Source organism: Aliihoeflea sp. PC F10.4 (assembly GCF_054612275.1).
Genome location: NZ_JBTSWH010000001.1, coordinates 2,426,856 through 2,445,455 on the forward strand (window position 1 = coordinate 2,426,856; position 18,600 = coordinate 2,445,455).

General features: G+C 62.6%; 16 protein-coding genes. All 16 read right to left on the bottom strand.

Features of this window, described 5'->3' with window-relative positions:
* Window positions 1–29 precede the first annotated feature (29 nt).
* The 16 genes from ACX82Z_RS12345 to ACX82Z_RS12420 all read right to left on the bottom strand — a co-directional run bounded on the left by ACX82Z_RS12345 (window position 30) and on the right by ACX82Z_RS12420 (window position 18,531).
* Entirely contained in the window at window positions 30–1,091 is a 1,062-nt protein-coding gene (locus ACX82Z_RS12345) for an aldo/keto reductase (RefSeq protein ID WP_459589156.1), read from the bottom strand.
* Between the two features lie 4 nt (window positions 1,092–1,095).
* Window positions 1,096–1,704 (bottom strand): DAK2 domain-containing protein, encoded by a 609-nt coding sequence (locus ACX82Z_RS12350; RefSeq protein ID WP_459911726.1) that lies wholly within the window; start codon window positions 1,702–1,704, stop codon window positions 1,096–1,098.
* 16 nt (window positions 1,705–1,720) lie between these two features.
* A complete protein-coding gene (locus tag ACX82Z_RS12355) occupies window positions 1,721–2,719 on the bottom strand; it encodes a dihydroxyacetone kinase subunit DhaK (protein WP_459589158.1) in 999 nt (332 codons plus the stop codon).
* 22 nt (window positions 2,720–2,741) lie between these two features.
* A complete protein-coding gene (locus ACX82Z_RS12360; RefSeq protein WP_459589160.1) occupies window positions 2,742–3,755 on the bottom strand; it encodes an ABC transporter permease in 1,014 nt (337 codons plus the stop codon).
* Window positions 3,752–5,242, bottom strand: coding sequence for a sugar ABC transporter ATP-binding protein (locus ACX82Z_RS12365; protein WP_459589162.1), 1,491 nt, complete (start codon window positions 5,240–5,242; stop codon window positions 3,752–3,754). Before ACX82Z_RS12365 ends, ACX82Z_RS12360 begins: the two co-directional genes overlap by 4 nt.
* 68 nt (window positions 5,243–5,310) lie before the next feature.
* A complete protein-coding gene (locus tag ACX82Z_RS12370; protein ID WP_459589164.1) occupies window positions 5,311–6,279 on the bottom strand; it encodes a substrate-binding domain-containing protein in 969 nt (322 codons plus the stop codon).
* A 71-nt stretch (window positions 6,280–6,350) separates the two neighbouring features.
* Window positions 6,351–7,853: an FGGY-family carbohydrate kinase gene (locus tag ACX82Z_RS12375; protein WP_459589166.1), complete on the bottom strand. Its 1,503-nt coding sequence runs from the start codon at window positions 7,851–7,853 to the stop codon at window positions 6,351–6,353.
* Window positions 7,850–8,950 (bottom strand): M42 family metallopeptidase, encoded by a 1,101-nt coding sequence (locus tag ACX82Z_RS12380; RefSeq protein ID WP_459589168.1) that lies wholly within the window; start codon window positions 8,948–8,950, stop codon window positions 7,850–7,852. The genes ACX82Z_RS12375 and ACX82Z_RS12380 overlap by 4 nt, the downstream gene beginning before the upstream one ends.
* On the bottom strand, window positions 8,947–9,930 hold the full coding sequence (locus ACX82Z_RS12385; protein WP_459589170.1) for an ABC transporter permease: 984 nt from the start codon (window positions 9,928–9,930) through the stop codon (window positions 8,947–8,949). Before ACX82Z_RS12385 ends, ACX82Z_RS12380 begins: the two co-directional genes overlap by 4 nt.
* A 4-nt stretch (window positions 9,931–9,934) precedes the next feature.
* On the bottom strand, window positions 9,935–10,744 hold the full coding sequence (locus ACX82Z_RS12390; RefSeq protein WP_459589171.1) for a BtpA/SgcQ family protein: 810 nt from the start codon (window positions 10,742–10,744) through the stop codon (window positions 9,935–9,937).
* Window positions 10,741–11,559, bottom strand: a complete 819-nt coding sequence (locus ACX82Z_RS12395; RefSeq protein WP_459589173.1) for a DeoR/GlpR family DNA-binding transcription regulator — start codon at window positions 11,557–11,559, stop codon at window positions 10,741–10,743. The genes ACX82Z_RS12390 and ACX82Z_RS12395 overlap by 4 nt, the downstream gene beginning before the upstream one ends.
* Before the next feature lie 66 nt (window positions 11,560–11,625).
* Window positions 11,626–13,209 carry an FAD-dependent monooxygenase gene (locus ACX82Z_RS12400; protein ID WP_459589175.1) on the bottom strand — a complete coding sequence of 528 codons (1,584 nt, stop codon included), beginning with the start codon at window positions 13,207–13,209 and terminating at the stop codon, window positions 11,626–11,628.
* A 24-nt stretch (window positions 13,210–13,233) separates the two neighbouring features.
* Window positions 13,234–14,685: an aldehyde dehydrogenase family protein gene (locus ACX82Z_RS12405; protein ID WP_459589177.1), complete on the bottom strand. Its 1,452-nt coding sequence runs from the start codon at window positions 14,683–14,685 to the stop codon at window positions 13,234–13,236.
* A gap of 10 nt (window positions 14,686–14,695) precedes the next feature.
* Window positions 14,696–15,712 carry an amidohydrolase family protein gene (locus ACX82Z_RS12410; RefSeq protein ID WP_459589179.1) on the bottom strand — a complete coding sequence of 339 codons (1,017 nt, stop codon included), beginning with the start codon at window positions 15,710–15,712 and terminating at the stop codon, window positions 14,696–14,698.
* Between the two features lie 102 nt (window positions 15,713–15,814).
* Window positions 15,815–16,594 carry an IclR family transcriptional regulator gene (locus ACX82Z_RS12415; protein ID WP_459589181.1) on the bottom strand — a complete coding sequence of 260 codons (780 nt, stop codon included), beginning with the start codon at window positions 16,592–16,594 and terminating at the stop codon, window positions 15,815–15,817.
* Window positions 16,591–18,531 carry a TRAP transporter permease gene (locus tag ACX82Z_RS12420; protein ID WP_459589183.1) on the bottom strand — a complete coding sequence of 647 codons (1,941 nt, stop codon included), beginning with the start codon at window positions 18,529–18,531 and terminating at the stop codon, window positions 16,591–16,593. Before ACX82Z_RS12420 ends, ACX82Z_RS12415 begins: the two co-directional genes overlap by 4 nt.
* Between the last annotated feature and the right edge of the window lie 69 nt (window positions 18,532–18,600).

The following is an 18,600-nucleotide window of genomic DNA, read 5'->3' on the forward strand; positions in this document are numbered from 1 at the left end:
GTGCAGACGGCGCTTTGTTCGCGGCGCCCTCAGACTTTGCCCAGATCGCGAAAGCTGTCGTGCAGCGCGTGGTCGCCGGCTCCAAAACGGTCGGAAGCGAAATTGTGCTGGTGCCAGTAGGGATAGATATATGGCGGCCGGCTCACCTGATTGAGCCGCTCGCCCTCCTCTGCCGACAGTTCCACCGAGGCAGCCGCGATGTTTTCCTCGAATTGTTGCGCGGATAGTCCGCCCGTCACCAAGGTCGCGACGCCGGGCCGCGACAATGTCCAGGCAAGCGCGACCTGCGCCGGGGTCAGTCCGCGTTCGCTCGCGATCTCGACGAGAACGTCCACGATCTTCCACAGCCGTTCGCGGTCGCGGATCGGCGGCTCGCTCCACCCGGCAGCCTGACGCGAGTCCGATGGAAAGGCGTCGCGCCGGAAAGCGCCAGAGAGCAGTCCGGCGGCAAGCGGGGACCACACCATGATGCCGACGCCCTGATCGACGGCGATGGGCAAAAGCTCGTATTCGGCCTCGCGCGCTTCGAGCGTGTAATGGATCTGCTGGGCGACAAATCGCGGCAGACGCTCGCGCTCGGCAATGCCGAGAGCCTTCATCAGATGCCAGCCGGCATAATTGGAGCAGCCGGCATAGCGAATCTTGCCCTGGCACTGCAGTGTATCGAACGCTGCCAGCGTCTCTTCCAGCGGCGTCAGCCCATCCCATTCGTGCATCATGTAGATGTCGATGTGATCGGTACGCAGGCGCTTGAGGCTGCGTTCGCACTCGCGGATGATGTGGAAGCGTGACGCGCCTTCGTCGTTCGGTCCCGGCCCGAAGCGCATGCGCGCCTTCGACGAAATGAGCACGTCGTTCCGCCGCCCGTCCAGTACCTCGCCCAGGATTTCCTCGGACCTGCCCAGCGAATACATATTGGCCGTGTCGAACAGATTGACACCGCCCGCGATGCAGGCGTCGACCAGCCGACGCGCTTCGGCGACGCCCTGCTCGGCGACCATGGCGAAATCGCCCCTGCCGCCGAAGGAGAACGTGCCCATGGAAATGGCTGAGACCTTCAGGCCCGATCGGCCAAGCGTGCGATATTGCATGGACCTATCCTCTTTCGGCTGGCGGAAACGCCGCCTCCACGATGCGCAAAAAGGCGAGTTGGCCAGGATCGTCGAGTTGCGCGCTTTTTTCGGCGAACATGCGCGCGCGTCCCAGCTTGCACGGCCGCCCCTTGAAAGCCTCCAGCGTATCGTGCGCCGACTGAACGGCCTTGGCGGCCATATCATCGCTCGTCGCGCCCTCGATCGCGACCGCGCACGCGTCCAGACTGTCGAGAACCGACTTGGCGCCAAGCTCTCCCTTTCCGCGCGCGATCATGGCGTCACGGGCGGCCGCGACGAGCGACGGCAAGGAAGCCGGATCGAGCGTCTCGCTGCCCTTTGCGCCCTTGGCGGCGGCCATAAAGCCGGTCGCCACCAGCGTTCCGTAAGAGGATGACGAGACGCGCTGGAACGCCTTGGCGCATTCGAGCAACGCCAGCCCGACATCGGCCGGCAGGTCGGCTGCGGCGGCCTCCGCAAAGCCTTTGGAAACGGTGATGCCAAGGTCGCCGTCGCCGAGTTGCCCGTCGGCCGCGTTCAGTTCGCCAGCGGCCGCTTCGGTGCCTTTCGCGGTCCGCACGAGTGCGCTTTTTAGCGCCACGCTATCGATCATCGCCAAAGTCGCCTCCTCAATCGACGCGCCAATACGCACAGGCGGCCGGAGCTTTCAGATAGCGCTCGAGTTCGTCATCGAGCGCGATAGTCGTGATCGTCGCACCGGTCATCTCCATGGAGGTGGCGTAGCGGCCCACGAGGGGCATAACGATCTCGGCTCCGATATCGGCAAAACGCTGCCGCACCCGCCGATACATGATGTAAAGCTCCTCCAGCGGAGTTGCGCCCAGCGAATTGACGAGAACGGACAGACGATCGCCTTTGGCGAAGGCATGATCGGCGAGGATGCGGTCGATCATCTCGTCGACGATCTGATCGGCCGGACGCAGCTTGTCGCGCCATATGCCCGGCTCACCGTGGATTCCCATGCCCATTTCCATCTCGTCGGGGCCGAGTTCGAAATTGGCCTTGCCGGCCTGCGGGACGATGCAGGGCGTCAGCGCCATGCCGATCGAACGACAGGCGTCGGCCGCCTTTTGCGCAACGCGGGTAACCTCGTCGAGATCCGCCTTCGCATCGGCGCAGCCTCCCGCAATCTTGAACGCGTAGACCATGCCCGCGACGCCGCGTCGTTTCTCGGCCTCCTCCTTCGGCGCGGATACGATGTCGTCGGCCAGCAGAACCGTGGTGGTGCGGATGTCGTTTTCCATCTCCACCATTTCGCCGGCCATATCGAAATTCATGACGTCCCCGCCATAATTGCCGTAGAGGCGCAAGACGCCCGCGCCGCCGTCCGCATGGCGGATAGCGCTTGCCATCTGCTCCGCCGACGGGCTCGCAAACACATCACCGATCGCGCAGGCATCGAGGAAGCCGGGACCGACATAGCCGGTAAAGATCGGCAAATGCCCGGAGCCGCCGCCGGTCACGATACCGACCTTGTCCTTTGTGCTGCCTTGCGGACGGGCGATGACGCGCCGCTCGGGCTGGGCGTAGAATTCGGGGTGGGCTGCCGTAAAGCCGTCCAGCATCTCATCGACATAGTCGGCCGGATCGTTCAGAATCTTCTTCATGAAGTGGGCTCCTTCCCTGAATTCAAGCAGACGCCTTCGCGAGACGTTCGCGATTTTTGGCAAGACGATCGATGATGATCGGCAGGCCGGTGCCGACGACGATCAATGATCCGATGACAACGCGCTGCCAGTAGGACGGCACGCCAGCGCTCAAAAGCGAGGTGTTGATCATGGTGATCAAAAGCGCGCCGAGTAACGTGCCGGTCACCGTACCGTAGCCGCCGGTGATGCGCGCACCGCCGAGGACGACCGCAGCGATGACGTTGAGTTCCATGCCAACGAGGTCGAACGGGTTCGCCATCCTCGACAACGTCATATGCGTCATGCCGGCAAGACCGGCGATCGCTCCGACGATGACATAGATCAAAACCTTCGTACGGCCGACCTTGATGCCGATGCGCCGCGCGCCCTCTTCTGAACCGCCGATGGCGTAAATCGCGCGGCCGAACTTGGTCAGGTTCATGAGGACGGCGACGAAGCCCGTAACGCCCACCAGTACGAGGAACGACAAAGGCAAGGAGGCAAGCTGCCCGACCGCGTTTTCCATGCGCACGATCATCGTGCGTGCGAACGATATGACGTTGCGCGGAACGCTGGTGATGTAGGTCGTGCCGACGAACGTCAAAAGCGCGCCCCGGAACAGGCTGAGCGTTCCAAGCGTGACGATCAGCGTCGGCAAGCCAAGTCCGCCGATCAAAACGCCGTTCACGAGACCGAGCGACGCTCCGATCAGGGCGCTGACGACGAAAAGCATCGCCACCGGCACATCGAAATCGACACCGAGCACGAGCGTCATCGTCGTATACATCGCGAACGCACCGATGGCCGGGAACGAGACATCGATGCCGCCGGAGGCCAGAACCATCATCACGCCGAGCGCGAAAATCGCGGTAACGAGCGAATTGCGCAAAAGGTCGACGACGGTCGCCAGCGAAAGGAAATTGGGGTTGATGATGCCGACGATCGCGGCGAACAGCAGCGCCGCGATCAGAACGACGCTTTGCGGCGACATCAAAATGCGTGTGGCGGCGTTCATCGGGCCGGCCCCTCCTCGGTCACTGCCAACGACAATTTTTCCTCGTCGATATCGTCCGCGCCGAACTCACCGGTGATGCGGCCACGCACCATGACGAGGACGCGGTCGGCAAGCGCGAGCGCTTCGGTTATGTCATCTGTGACGACGAGTATTGCGGTGCCGCTGCCGCGCAATTGCAGCAATATCTCGTGGATTTCGCGCTTGGAGCCGATATCCACCCCAACGGTCGGGCCGTTGAGGATCATGAGTTCGGGCGAACGCTCCATCCAGCGCGCCAGAACGACTCGCTGCTGGTTTCCACCCGACAATGTCGCAACCGGCGGCTCGATGCCGGGCGTCTTGATGCGCAGACGTTTGACCGCGGCCTTTGCCCGCTCGAGCATGGCGCGGCGGTCGACGAAGCCGCTTTTCCTCAAGGACGCGATCGCAATGTTGTCGCCGATCGGCTGATCGAGAAAAAGGCCCTCGGTCAACCGGTCCTCGGGAACATAGGCGATGCCCGCGTCCATCGCTTCCATCGGCTCGCGAAAGCGGCGCTCGATGCCCTTGAACTCGATGCCGCCTCGGTCCGGCGAAATCTGCCCGAACAGCGACAGGGCCAGTTCCGTGCGACCCGAGCCGAGCAATCCGACAAGGGCGACGATCTCGCCTTGGAAAATCGTCAGGTCGACATCCAAATAAGCACCGTGCCGTGTCAGGCCATGGGTCGCGACAATCGGCGCTGCGGGCGAAGCGGCCTCGCGCGCGATGCGGTGCGTTTCCACGTCGCGGCCCGTCATGTCGCGACCGAGCCGCGCCGCATCGAACTCGTCGACCGGCCCTTCCGCGACGACACGCCCGTCACGCAAAACGGTGATCGTGTCACAAAACGCAAATATCTCCTCGGTCTTGTGACTGACGAAAAGGAAGGCGACGCCCTCCTTCTTCAAGGCCTCGATGATGTGCTGCAAACGCCGCACTTCGCTTCGCGTGAGCGCCGTGGTCGGCTCGTCCATAACGATGATCCGTGCATCGTTGGCGAGAGCGCGGGCGATCGCGATAAGTTGCTTGGACGAGACAGGAAGATGCTCGACCGGCAAGGCCGGATCGATATCGATGCCCATGCGCGCCAGCGTCTCGGTGGCGAGCTTGCGATTGCTGCCCCGCCTGTGCCAGCGATCGCCGCGCGCGACGTTGCGCAGGAACGCGATGTTCTCGGCTACCGACAGGTTGGGGAAGAGGGAAAAATCCTGATAGATGACGGACAGGCCCGCGTCGATCGCAGCGGCCGGATCGTTCGCCATTTCGCGGTCTGCGATCTTCACGGTTCCCTTATCGGCCGTCACGACGCCGGAAAAAATCTTGATGAGGGTCGACTTGCCCGAACCGTTTTCGCCGGCAAGACAACGCACCTCTCCCGGACGAAGCGTCAGGCCCACGTCCTCAAGCACGCGTACCGGCCCGTATGCCTTGCGGATGCCACTGATCTGAAGAACGAACTCGGTCATCGAATTTGCGTCCAACTTCCTGTCATGAAAGCCGCCGCGCCGAAACGCGGCGGCTTTGAACGGTCGGTCTAGAATTCGTACTGATCGAGATTATCGGCCGTCACGTCGACCCAGGCCTGACCGTAGACGACCTTGCCATCCACGCGCACCTCGTTATAGCCCTCGACGCCGAGATCGTCGCCCGTCGCGACCGTCTCGCCGTTCAACGCCTTCTCTGCCAGCACGTTCATGGCGTAGCCGGCAAGCGCCGGGTCCCAGAACGAGATGAGGTCGATCTCACCGGTTTCGACATAGGGGCCGGCAACCGACGGAAGGCTGGTGCCGACGATGGAGACTTGATCGGAAAGGCCGGCCTCCTCGACCGCCAGCGCGGCACCGACGACGTCCTCGCCTGCCGAACCCTGCATTCCCTTGATGTTGGGATAGGTGCGCAGCAATTCGCGCATCTTCTGATAGGCGGTCTGCTGCTGCTCGGCCGATTCCTGCTTGCCGCCCACGAGCGTCATGTTTGGATAATTGGCTTCCTGATAGGCGATCGCGGCATCCACCCACTCATTGTGGGTGACGGATGTCAGATAGCCGACGAAGACGGCATATTCGCCCTCTCCGCCCATTTGGGTGGCAAGCGCTTCCATCAGGTGCTCGCCATAGGCGGCGTTGTCGAACGCCTCCAGATCGTAGGTGATGTTTTCGAGTGTCGCGCCTTCATGGCCGATCACGACGATGTCGTTTTCGAGCGCGCGCGCGAGCACGGGCTCCAATGTCTGCGGCGAGTTCGGAACGACCGTGATGGCGTCGACGCCACGCGCGATAAGATCCTCGATCAACTGCACCTGAAGCGCCGCATCGGCGGTCGCCGCGCCGACCTGCGTCGCGTTGTTGCCGGTGGCTTCGGCGTATTGCTCAACGCCTTCCTCCATCCGGTTGAACCACGCGATGCCCGACAGTTTCACGACAGTGACGATCTCGCGCGTCTCCTGGGCCGTCGCGGTCAGGACAACGCCGCCTGCCAGCATGGAAGCGGCCATCGCTCCCATCATTATTTTCCTCAATCCGTGCGCCATTTTCTACTCTCCCTGTTCAGGCCTTTCGGGAAGGCCGTTCCCATTCATGCCCTTCGTTCCGCTTGCATGAAGTGTCGCGTCGCCTCGTAGAGGCCACGATATGTGCGAAACCCCTCGTCATAGAGCGGCGCCAGTTCGGAACGCGCCTCGACCTTGCCGGCCGTCGGGTTCCAGCGTTCGATGTCACCTTCGCGTGCCGCGCCGACGCCGATCGCCGCCAAAAACGCACTGCCGAAGCTCGCGCCGAAGCTTTCCTTCCTCAATATCTGGGCGGTTCCGGCCGCGTCCGAGACTGCCTGTAGCCACACCGGATTGCGCACCCCGCCACCCACGGCGGTCAGGCTCGTCGGCGCGTTGCCCGTCTCGACATAGGTTTCGAGAACATGGCGCACGCCATAGGCGATGCCCTCCAGCACCCCGCGATACACATCACCGCGCTCATGCGTCAGATCGAGACCGAAGATCATGCCCTTGGCGTGCGGATCATGGATCGGCGTCCGCTCGCCCGAAAAATAGGGAAGAACGATCAGCCCCTTCGCGCCGGGCGGAGACGAAGCCGCCTCCTGCGCCAGGACAGCCATGGCGTCCGCATCTTCCAGTTCGCGCGCGAAGCGATCCCGGAACCAGTGGGTCAGCGTGCCGCTCGTCGCCAGGCCCGACATCATCGCGTGGCGACCGGGAAACAGCCATGGCGCATACCACAGGCGCGCATCCTTCGATGCGTCGTCGGTGACGAGTATGATGAAGATGGTCGAACCGTACATCAGCATCATTTCGCCCGACCGCGACACCCCGACGCTGAGCGCTTCGGCTGCCGCGTCGATCGTCCCCGCAATAACAGGCGTTCCCGGCTCCAACCCTGTTTCGTCTGCGGCGCGGGCGGTGACATGGCCGGCGATCTCGCTCGACCAGAGGAGCCTTGGCAAACGCTCGCGCTCGACGATCCCCTCCATCAGATCGTCCGCCCAGTCGTTTGTGCGCACATCGTAAAGCGGCGCGAAGCTCGCGGCCGAATAGTGATCGAGCACGCGCTCGCCCGTCAGCCGCTCGACGAGAAATGTCGACGAATTCACGAAGCCGGATGCCTTGTCGTAGATGTCCGGGCGGTTGCGTTTGAGCCAGAGTATCTTGGGTCCGACGGATTGCGAGGTCAGGCCGTTTCCCGTCCGCGCGATGAGCGTTTCGGCACCGATCGAGCGCGTCAGATCGTCGATCTCCTGATAGGCGCGCGTGTCGACGCCGTAAAGCACGGCATTCATCAGGGGATCGCCATTCGCATCGACAGGCAACATGCACGGTCCGATGCCGCTCGCGCCCACCGCGCGGACGGCGGAGGCCGGCAGGCCGCTTGCCGCGATGACCTCGCGTGCGGTATCGCAAAACTCGCCCCACCAATGCCGCTCGGCGTCGTGTTCCGCCCAGCCCGCCTGCGGCACGATCATGCGATGGGGGCGTCGTGCCGAGGCGAGAATGCGCCCGTCATCCGACACCATGACGGCCTTCGTCTCGAACGTCCCGATATCGATGCCGAGAAACGCATCCGTCATGTGTAACGGTCCCGGTCGAGATCGAAGCCCTTGCCCATGCGCGAGATGGCGCCCACGACAAGGGCCGTCAGCCCTTCCAGATCGCGCATGTCGCAGACTTCCAGAGCGGTGTGCGTGTAGCGGCTTGGAAAACACAGATCGACGCAGGCGACACCCTCGCCGACAAGCTGGACGTAGGACGAATCCGTCAGCGCGCCGACATGGGCGGTGTGTTGAAGGGGAATACCGTCTTCCGCTGCCGTCCGGCAGACCGCATCGACGACGGCCGGATGCGGGATGGTACCGTTGAGCGTTCCGCGGCCATGAAACGAGTAATGCGAAATCGCCGGGCCATCGCCCATGCGTACCTCTCCGCGATGCACCATGTCCGGTGTATCGGAGGTCAGCGCGAGATCGAGTTGGATCGCGATGTCGGGACGCAGAGCCTGCGCCGCCACCATTGCACCGCGCAGATTGAACTCTTCGAGGACGGCAAAGACGAAATGGACGGTCGGGCGTGACGGAAGCGCCTTCAAGCGACGTGCTGCCTCGACGATGACAGCACATCCCGCGCGATCGTCGACGGATGTGCCGGCGACGCGATGTCGGCCAAGATCGTGCGCTTTCGGCTCATAGACCACCGGCGTGCCGATCTCGATGCCGAGCGCCCTCACCGCACCGGCGCTCTCCTCGCCAATGTCGATGAACAGGTCGGCATATGGCGTGACCTTGTACTTCTCTTCCGGCGGGGTGGCATGGTGGCTCTTGTTGGCGATGATGCCGCGCACGTCGCGTCCTTCGCCGACGCATAGAAGCACGCTTTGCGCGGGCAGCGCCTTTTCGGGAATGCCGCCTAGCCGTTCGACGCGGATCAGCCCATCCGCCTCGATCTTGCGCACGATGAATCCAAGCTGATCGGTATGGGCAAAAAGCATTACGCCCGGCGCGCCTTCTTCGCCCTCAAGCGTTGCGATCAGATTGCCGAGCGTATCGGTGCGGCAGGTGATGCCCTCCTTTTCCATCAGGTCGCGAAGGTGGCGACGAACCCGGTCTTCGTGGCCCGAAAGTCCGGGAATGAGCATCAGTTCCTTGAGGTCTTTGCGCAGAATTTCTGTCATGTGGATGGTCTCGAAAACAGTGCCTTGATGTCGCCTATTCGCGCCTCGACGATGACGCGCAGCGACATGATGGTGATGAGAAGAGCGCCGAAGAAAAGGTCGCGCGCGAAAGCCGTGAACGCCAGGAAATTGAGGCCGGACGAGATAAGCTGCAACGTCAGCACCGCCAGCACCACGCCGAACGTCGACCCGATGCCGCCGAACGGGCTGACGCCTGCAAGAATGTTGATGAGGATCACGAGCAGAAGGTAGGAGCCGCCGTAATCCGCGTTGGCCGAATTGACCCTCGCCAGAATAACGAGACCCGCCAGCGATGCGATAAGCCCCGCAATGGCATAGACCTTGATCAGAAGGCGACGTTCCTGAATGCCGACGAATTGCGCGGCAAGCTGGTTGGCCCCGTAGAGCCGGGCGCGCATGCCGGTCGCCGTGAAGCGCAGGAACACGCCCATCAGGATCGCCACGAAGGCAAAGACCACGAGCGGCATAGGCAGAAATCCGCCGATGGACGAGTTGCCCAATGCTCCGTACCACGCCGGAAGGCCCGTAATGGCCGGACCTCCGGTAATGACGATCCCGATACCGCCGAAAAGCTGTAGCGTGCCGAGCGTCGCAAGGATCGGCGGGAGGCGCAGATAAGCGATCAGGCAACCGTTGAGCGCGCCGCAGGCAAGGCCGGTCAAAAGTGCGGCCGGTACCGCCATCCAGGCATATTCCGGCCCGGCCCTCAAAAACAGAGACGCGATGATCGAGGACAGATTGGCGATAGCGACCACGGAAAGGTCGATCCCGCCGGAGATCATCGTCGGCAACAGCGCGAGTGCGAGCAAACCGAATTCGGGGAACTGCGACCCCATCGAAACCAGATTGGCCCGCGACATGAAATTCGGCGCGTAAAGGCTCAGCGTGAGAAATATGCCCAGGGCAAGAACGCCGAGGCCCAGAATATACGCGCGGGTCGTGTCGCGCCGTGCATCCATGCGGTCAGCCTCCTCGCGCTGCCTTGGCAAGCCGCATGAATTCGGCGGCCCGTTCCGGATCGACAGCTTTCCAGGTATCTCCATCCACTTTCAATGAAGAACCGACGATGCAGCCGTCCGCAACCTTCAAAACGTCGGCGACGGTGGCGTGCTTGACGCCTGTATTTGCAAGAACGGGGCTGTCGGGAAGCGCATTTTTCACGGCGATCAGATCGGCCATCTCCGCCGCCTCTCCCGTGATCGCTCCCGACACGAGGATCGCGTCGGGGATCGAGGAGAAAACGGCCGAGCGCGCACGATCGGCAAGTTCGCGGCGGTCGAGCGAATAGGCGAATTCGGCGGAAACGTTGGCGAGCATGACGAGGTCCGAGCGGTGGAGCCTGTCGCGGTAGCGCATCGCCGCGCCGGCATTCGGCGTCCACGGTCCCATGTCGGACGCATAGGTGCCGGTGAGAATTTCACGCATGAACGACGCACCGGTCGCAGCCGCAAGCGCCACGGACGCAATGGGGTCCCACAACACGTTGACGCCGAACGGCTTTTCGATCTCCTTGCGCAATTGCCCGATCACATAGGCCATGGTCGCCGTCGATGCCGTGTCCACCTTCAGCTCGTAGGGCCGGTCGTTTTCGTTGCCGAACATGACCGCATCGACATCCGCCGCCTGAAGCGCCTTCAAGTCGCGCCGCGCCGCTTCCACGATCGCTTCGACGCCGCCCTTTTCATCATAGAGCGGCGTGCCCGGCATCGGGGCCAGATGCACCATGGCGATGACCGGCTTGGTCTCACCGAAAAGAGCCTTGAATTTCATCATGTTTGGTCGATTCCTTTAGTGTCGGTGCCTGCCTGGCAGATCTCCATCTGCCGGGCCGCTCCCTCGTATGATTTCGCTGCCGCTGCCGGGTGCCGGTCGGTAATGAACAGATCGATCGCATCCCAGGCGCACACGACGGCCGGCTCGCGGCGGTCGAGCTTGGTATGATCCGCGACGAGTATGGTGCGACGGGCGCGCGCCAGCGCGGCCTCCTTGACGCTCGCTTCGGCGACGGTGACGTTGGAAACGCCTTTCAGGTCCACGGCGTCGGCAGACAGCACAAAGACATCCGTCGGCTCCTGCGAGGCGATCGCGTCGACGGTTTCATTGCCAACGACGCTGAAATAGCCGTTTCGCACCTGCCCGCCGATAGAGGTCACCCGCGTATCGCCGGTCGCGGCCACCTCGGCCGTCTTGATGTCGAGCGTGATGACAGTCATGGCGCGCCCGGCCAGAAGGCGAGCCAGCGCCATGCAGGTCGTTCCCGAATCGAGCATTACCCGCATCCCGTCTTCGATATGGTGGGATGCGGCCTTGGCGATCTGGTTCTTGGCGGATTGCTGCCGGCGCACTTTTTCCATGAAAAGCGGCTCATGACCGCCTGCCCTGTCCGCGCTTATCACGCCTCCATGCGTGCGCACGGCAACGCCCGCCTGCGCAAGGTGAGCCAGATCGCGACGGATGGTCGGGCCGGAGACTGCAAAAATGTCGAGCAGTTCCTCGACGCTGATCTGGCCACGCTCGGCGATCAGATCCGCCATCCGGCGAAGACGCTCCTGCGGAAACCGGATTTCCCTGGGGCTTTGATCAAGCATGAAACGATCATTAGTGATCAACTCATGCTTGTCAATGCGGTGCGGAGACGAGCGCTTACGTCTGGTCTACGGCGCTGCCACCACCTGCCTCAGAACGTCATCTGCGGATCGCGCGTCCCCGCTCGACGAGGTCCAGGCAACGAAATTGTCCGGCCTGACGAGGACGAGGTCGGCCTCGTAATCCTGACAGGCCTCCGCGTGCCCATCCTCGACCACGACGAGCGGCATGCTCAAACGCTCGGCTGCCGCATGAAATTCCTGCGCGCTTTCGGGTTTATCGAACGCGATCAGCGTGAAGCCTTTGCCGAGCGCTTCATACACATTGCGGCCGTCCGACAATGAACGCGGGGCGAGGTGATGGCCGGGCTGTGCCTTGAAAACATGGCCGCCGACCGCGTTCGTTTCACCGCTACCGGCCACGATGGGCGATCCACGGTAATTCGGTTCGAACGCGTTCACTTCGCCCTTTGCGCCGGAACCGCGCTCGGCCCATTCCTTCTCGAACGACGGCCGGTCGCGTTCGGGGTCGAACGTCTCCAGGAATTTTTTGTCGCTTTCGATCGCCTTGGCGATGAAGTCCTTCGCCGTCGATGCAAAGACCGGGCGGCGCTCCAGATCGTAGCTGTCGAGCAGCGCCTCGCCGCCCCAGCCGGCAAGATGTGCGGCAAGCTTCCAGCCGAGGTTTCGCGCATCCTCGAAGCCGGTATTGATGCCATAGCCGCCATAAGGCGGGTGGCTGTGCGCGGCGTCTCCGGCGACGAAGACTCGCCCCTTGCGATAAGTGTCGGCGATGGCGAAACGCAAATCCCAAAAGCCGATATGCTCGAATTCGACGTCGAAATCCGCGCCGGCCGCGCGATGCAGATAGGCCTTGAAATCGAAATTGTCGCGCGTCGTATCTGCTGGAACGGGGGCGTGAAAGAACCATGTGTTGCCCAGATCGACACGCCCGAAGAACTGCCAGTAGCCTTCGAGATCCGGATGCAGGACGTTGTAGAACGATTTTCCCGGAAAGCGCTCCAGCAATTCGTGAAGGCCCGTGGAGCGGAAGACGAGAAGCACCATCAGCCGGTCGTGATCGGATAGCGTCTGCGTGATGCCGGCGCTTTGGCGCGCAACCGACCTGCTGCCATCGCAGCCGACCGCGTAGGAGGCGCGGACTGAAAGTTGCTCACCGCCGTCGCGCGCGCTCGCCCGAACCGTCACCCCGTCGTCGTCCTGCTCGACCTCGTCGACCGTGTAGCCATATCGCAAATCAACCGACGGCAGTTCCGCCGCGCGCGCGCGCAACACCTCTTCCGTCGCATATTGCGGCAGGCGCTCATTGTCGGTGAAGTAGAAGGGGCGCACCAGCTCGCGTTGCAGCCAGTCATAGTGATAGTCGCCCAAAAGCGTGCCGTAGGCGGTCAGTCCGCCAATGCCGTATTCCTTCGGCACGGTGCGGGCCGCGCGCAACTGCTTTTCCGCACCCCAGAAATGGAAATGCTCCATCGTGCGCTGGGTCAGGTTCTGCCCTTTCGGCACGGGCTGCGGGGTGGGGTAGCGCTCGACAACGACCGTGCGCACGCCTCGCTGCCCCAGTTCGATGGCGAGCCCCATGCCCACCGGCCCGCCACCGACGATGACGACTTCGCTTTCAATCTCGATCATATTCAGTCCGTAATTTGCCAGCGCTCAGACGGCGCCAGCCTCCAGATAGACGTGCTTGGTCTCGAGGAAGTCGTTCAGACCCTCGATACCGTGGAGCCGCCCGAGACCCGACTGGCGATAGCCGCCGGTCTCGCCTTCCGCGAACAACCGGCCGTGACAGTTCAGCCAGACGGTGCCGGAACGGATCGCCCGCGAGACGCGCATCGAGCGCGACAGGTCGCGCGTGAAGAGGCTGGCGGCCAGCCCGTATCGTGTCGCGTTGGCCTTCGACACGGCCTCGGCCTCGTCTTCGAAGGTCTCGACAGAGACGATCGGTCCGAACAGTTCCTCCTGCACCAACGGGGATTTCACGTCGTCGATGCGGAACAAGGTCGGCGTCAAAAACGCTCCGGCCGAAAGCGGCCCGTTCGGTGCGCCGCCCTTCAGGATCAGTTCGCCCTCGTCGCCTGCCTGTTCAATCAGCCGTGCGACACGTTTTTGATTGTCGATGTCGATCAGCGAACCCATCTGGCTGGACGCGTCGCTGCCGGGACCAACCTTGACGGCCGAAAAAGCCGCCTTCGCACGCTTCGCGAATTCATCCGCGACGGAGGCGTGAACGAGAAAGCGTGCGGCGGCGACACAGATTTGTCCCGCCATCACCAGCGACCCGCCGGTCAGTTCGCGCACCGCCTGATCGAGGTCCGCATCGTCGAAGACGAGCGCGGGGGCCTTGCCGCCAAGTTCCAGCGACAGACGCTTCAGGGTCGGTGCCGCGCCGGCCATGATGCGCTTGCCCGTCGCGCTCGATCCGGTGAAGGAGATGACGTCGATGTCTTCGGAAGCCACCAGCGCCTCGCCGACTTCCGACCCGTTCTCGTTGACCGAATGAACGATATTCTTCGGCAGCGATGGACAATCGACGAGACAGTCCATCACGCGCTTGTGGATCAACGGCGTTTGCGGCGCAGGCTTGATGACGACCGTGCATCCGGCGGCAAGCGCCGGCCCGAGCGAGCGCACCAAAAGCGTGACCGGCGCGTTCCACGGCACGATGATCGCAGCGACACCCGCCGCCTCTCGATTGAGCAGCGAAAAATTGCCCGGCGCGGTCTCCTGCGTGCGGCCGAGCACGGCGCGCGCCAGCCCGGCATAATAGCGCGCCTCGGAAATCGCGCCCATCGTTTCGCCAAGCGCCTCGCGCTTCAGCTTGCCGTTCTCGGCAACGATCAGGTCGGCGATTTCGTCCTTGATCGCCTCCAGCCGGTCGGCAAACTCGAAGAGGACGGCGGCGCGCAGACGCGGCGAGCCGGACCAGGGCGACGTTTCGAAAGCCTGCCGCGCCAGAGCGGCAGCCTCGTTCGCAAGGGCGCGCGAGCCGGGCGAATAGGTGCCGAGCTTCGCGCCGTCCGCCGGATTGAACGACGAGCGAGCCTCGCCCATGTCGATCCATTCGCCGCCGACATAATGCGGCGCGTGACTGGTCATCATCGTCATGGCAGCGGCCTCAAAGCTTCAGGCCGAGGAGCGCAACCGCGTTGTCCTGATAAAGCTTTCGGCGTACCTCGTCGGAAACGTCGAGCGAATCCAGAATGCGGATCGTCTCGCGGATATACATCGGGCCGCCTTCCGGATCGAAGGGCGCATCCGAGGCAAACAGGATCCGATCCTCACCGAAGAATTCCATCGCATGTTCGACCGCCTTGCGCGAACCGAACGAGGCCGTATCGGCGTAGAACTCCTTGAAATATTCAAGATGAGGACGCTTCAGCGCATTGCGCACCGCGCCGAGGTCGCGGTCGGTCGTGCGCTTTCCCATCTGGTCCCAGCCGGGACCGACGCGTCCTTCGAAGAACGGCACCATGCCGCCCGCATGGTGAGTCACGACTTTCAGGCCCGGATATTTGTCGAACAGGCGCGAAAAGACCATGCGCGCCATGGCAGCGGAGGTCTCATAGGGCCAGCCGAACGTCCACCAGATCTCGTATTCGGAGCGCTTCTCGTTGAGATAGTCGGAGAAATTCTCGCCGCGCGCCGGATGCAGGAAGATCGGCTTGCCGGATTTCGCCATGAACTCGAAGAACGGCTCATATTCGGGCAGATCGACCGGGTTTCCGGCGATGTTGGTGAAAATCTGCATGCCGACCGCGCCGAGATCATCGATCGCGCGGCGGCATTCCTCGATCAGCCCGTCGGGGCTGTTCATCGGCGCGGTGGCGATGAAGGCGGGAAAACGCTCTGGATATTTCTGTACCAGTTCCGCCATGGAATCGGACGCAACACGTGACAATTCCAGCGCCTTTTCGGGACCGGCAAGCTTTTCGAGCGGCGGCGAGGCGAGCGAGAGCACCTGCCGATAATCCGACCCGAACATATCCATAACCTCGAACCGGCGATCCAGTTCGGTCATCATCGGCACAGCACCGGAGCGCATGGTGATGTCGGTCATGGTGCCGATATGGTCGATCAGACGGTCGAAGAAGGGCTTCGGCCAGATATGGTTGAAGGCGTCGATTTTCAGCATTCGTCTCACTCCCTGGGATTTCGATCCCGAATTGAAGCCGAGGAGATATGAAAGTCAACACCTATCTCATTTAATGAGATTTTTGATTATGACTAAAGTTGATCAGCCGCCTGCATCCAGTCGCCGGCCGCTCGCAAGATCGTCGGTCAGCATCTGCGCTGCCTGACGCACGTCATTGCCGATCGCCACGATGATCTCTTCATCGACGAGATCGCGCGAGATGGTCACGCACAGGCTGGCGACAGGGCTTTGGCCGGTATCGAAAACGGGAGCCGCGATGCCGACGACGCCGGGCGTCACCTCGCCTTGTGCGATCGCGACGCCGTCCTTTCGCACCTTGCGAAAGGCATGTTCGATTTCCTCACGCGTCGTGCCGAGCCCGACGGCCCGGAACTCGTCGAACATCTGATCGATGGCCGGAAGCATTCGCCGTCGCGGCAGGAAGGCGACGATCGATCGCGCGATCGCGCCTCGGCCGAGCGGCATGGGCCGCCCGCGAGGGTATGAACTGAGCGGGTTCGGGGTCGAACAGGCCGAGGCGACGCATAAGAGCTTGTTGCCGAACCAGCGCACGAGCAACGCCGTGCAACTATATGCACCCGTCAGCCGGTCGATCTGGCGCTGCCCGTTGAGGATGATCGGATCGGATTTGCGCAGGAGATAATCCATCTCCACGACCTTGGGGCCGAGCGTGAAACCGGCATTGGGATGCGAGACGAGAAACCCCGCATCCTTGAGCGTCTTGAGATAGCGATAGAGCGTCGGCCGGCTGTAGCCGAGCGTCTCCATCAATTCCTCCGGTGTCCATTCCAGCCGGTCCTCGGTGAAGACTTCCAGTACGGACAAAACGCGTTCGAGGCTGTTTCCTGGTTTTTCCGTCAAGACACCGCCTGTTCTTCAGCCTTTCGAGAGGTGCGGAAATCGATCAGCATCATCGTCAACCCACCCAGAACACCGATGATATCCGTATATACGGCACCGGGAAATGTATTGGCCGGTATCAGGGCGAGAATGCCGAATATGATGAACAGCGCCCTGCGAATCGGACTCAGTCGCGCCATGAAATAGCCCGACAGGCCCGCCGAGACCATCCACACGCCGACGAAAGCCGTCAGGATTGCAATGGCGATCTCTAGCGGCTCGCCGATCAGCAAAAGCGAAGGCGAAAACGCGAAGAGGAATGGAATGACGAAAGCGGCCCAGCCGAATTTGCACGAGGCGACGGCCGTCTTCATCGCCGATGCCTTCGCGATGCTCGCGGCGGCAAAGCTGGCAATGGCGATCGGCGGCGTGATCATCGACATCATCCCGAGATAGAGGATGAAAAGATGCGCGGCAATCGGATTGATGCCGACCTCGATGAGCGCGGGCGCAACCAGCGCGGCAAGCAACACGTAGACGCCGAGCGTCGGCAACCCCATGCCCAGCACGATGCAGATCAGCGCCGAGAGGACGAGAAGGATGAGCGGATTGCCACCGCCAAGCTGCACCAAAGCATAGGTGAGGTTGAACGACAGTCCGGTCACGTTGAGCACGCCGATGACGATGCCCGCCGCGGCCGAGATGAGGATGATTTCGACCACCGATTTGCCGGTACCCGCGACGGTTTCGAGGATCGAGGCGATGGTCGGTCGATGGGACTGGTAGCCGAAGATCAGTGAAGTCGCGATGACCGTCACGCAGGACGCGAGCGCGGCACGCTCGGGCTGCCAGTTGCGCGCGAAAAGCAGGAAGATCAGGACGGCGAAACCGAGCAGGAAATGCCAGCCGGTCGCGACCAGCTTGCGCTCCGGGATTTCGGATTTGGGAACACGACGGATGTTGAGCTTGGCCGCATCGAGATCGGCCTGGATGAAAAGAGCCGCGTAGAAAATCAGCGAAGGCACGAGCGCCGCGATCACAACTTCGGCGTAGGACATCTGCAGAAATTCGGCCATCAGGAAGGCTGCGGCCCCCATGACCGGAGGCATCATCTGGCCGCCGGTGGAGGCGACGGCTTCGATCGCGCCGGCCTTATGGGCGGGGTAGCCGTCGCGCTTGATCATCGGAATGGTGACGATGCCTGTCGCGGCCACGTTGGCGACCGCCGAACCGGAGATGGAACCGAACAGCGCCGAGGCAAGAACGGCGATCTTCATCGAGCCGCCACGGAACCGGCCCATCGCCAGAAGCGCCGCATCGGTGAAGAATTTCGACCCGCCGGTCGCGGCAAGAAGGTTGCCGAACAGAATGAAAGCGACGACGATCGTTGCGGCGATGCCGAGCGGAAGCCCGAGAATGCCGTTGGAATCGAAGGCCATGTAGCCTGCCAGCATGTCCCAGCTTTGCGCACGTCCCGCCAGACGGCCGGGCATCAGATTACCGAAGAGCCCGTAAAGCAGGAAGGCCGCGATGATGATGACCAGCGCCCAGCCGGTCGCGCGACGCACGGCCTCCAGCAAAAGCAGGATGACGATGATGCCTGGCACGTATGCGGTCGGCGGAGCGGCGAAAATCAGGTTCACGATCGCCGAGTAATTGATCGTCATGTAGACGAGCGCGGCGAAGGACGCGATGGCGGCGATGACATCATACCATGGCACGACCGTCCGCTCCGTATCGCGCCGCGCCGGCAGCATCAGGAAGGCCATCGGCAAGGTGAGCGCCAGAACGGCCGACATGAATTGCTGCGGGTAGAAGGCGACGCCGAAGGTGCGCGGCAATGCCAGCGCCCAGGCGACCGCAAGCAAGGTGAGAGCCGTTGCCAACACATTGACGACCGGCTTCCAGACCGATGGAGACAGGCCGGACGAAGGGCGTTGCGCGCTTGTCGTGGTCATCGATTTTCCTTCATGGCAACCTGATTGGCCGTGAAGGGCGGCACGGCGGCCGCCCCCGGCATTATCCGC

Excerpts from the sequence above, each read along its gene's own strand:
- ACX82Z_RS12345 (WP_459589156.1), bottom strand. The coding sequence starts at position 1,091 with ATGCAATATCGCACGCTTGGCCGATCGGGCCTGAAGGTCTCAGCCATT.
- ACX82Z_RS12350 (WP_459911726.1), bottom strand. The coding sequence starts at position 1,704 with ATGATCGATAGCGTGGCGCTAAAAAGCGCACTCGTGCGGACCGCGAAA.
- ACX82Z_RS12355 (WP_459589158.1), bottom strand. The coding sequence starts at position 2,719 with ATGAAGAAGATTCTGAACGATCCGGCCGACTATGTCGATGAGATGCTG.
- ACX82Z_RS12360 (WP_459589160.1), bottom strand. The coding sequence starts at position 3,755 with ATGAACGCCGCCACACGCATTTTGATGTCGCCGCAAAGCGTCGTTCTG.
- ACX82Z_RS12365 (WP_459589162.1), bottom strand. The coding sequence starts at position 5,242 with ATGACCGAGTTCGTTCTTCAGATCAGTGGCATCCGCAAGGCATACGGG.
- ACX82Z_RS12370 (WP_459589164.1), bottom strand. The coding sequence starts at position 6,279 with ATGGGAGCGATGGCCGCTTCCATGCTGGCAGGCGGCGTTGTCCTGACC.
- ACX82Z_RS12375 (WP_459589166.1), bottom strand. The coding sequence starts at position 7,853 with ATGACGGATGCGTTTCTCGGCATCGATATCGGGACGTTCGAGACGAAG.
- ACX82Z_RS12380 (WP_459589168.1), bottom strand. The coding sequence starts at position 8,950 with ATGACAGAAATTCTGCGCAAAGACCTCAAGGAACTGATGCTCATTCCC.
- ACX82Z_RS12385 (WP_459589170.1), bottom strand. The coding sequence starts at position 9,930 with ATGGATGCACGGCGCGACACGACCCGCGCGTATATTCTGGGCCTCGGC.
- ACX82Z_RS12390 (WP_459589171.1), bottom strand. The coding sequence starts at position 10,744 with ATGATGAAATTCAAGGCTCTTTTCGGTGAGACCAAGCCGGTCATCGCC.
- ACX82Z_RS12395 (WP_459589173.1), bottom strand. The coding sequence starts at position 11,559 with ATGCTTGATCAAAGCCCCAGGGAAATCCGGTTTCCGCAGGAGCGTCTT.
- ACX82Z_RS12400 (WP_459589175.1), bottom strand. The coding sequence starts at position 13,209 with ATGATCGAGATTGAAAGCGAAGTCGTCATCGTCGGTGGCGGGCCGGTG.
- ACX82Z_RS12405 (WP_459589177.1), bottom strand. The coding sequence starts at position 14,685 with ATGACGATGATGACCAGTCACGCGCCGCATTATGTCGGCGGCGAATGG.
- ACX82Z_RS12410 (WP_459589179.1), bottom strand. The coding sequence starts at position 15,712 with ATGCTGAAAATCGACGCCTTCAACCATATCTGGCCGAAGCCCTTCTTC.
- ACX82Z_RS12420 (WP_459589183.1), bottom strand. The coding sequence starts at position 18,531 with ATGACCACGACAAGCGCGCAACGCCCTTCGTCCGGCCTGTCTCCATCG.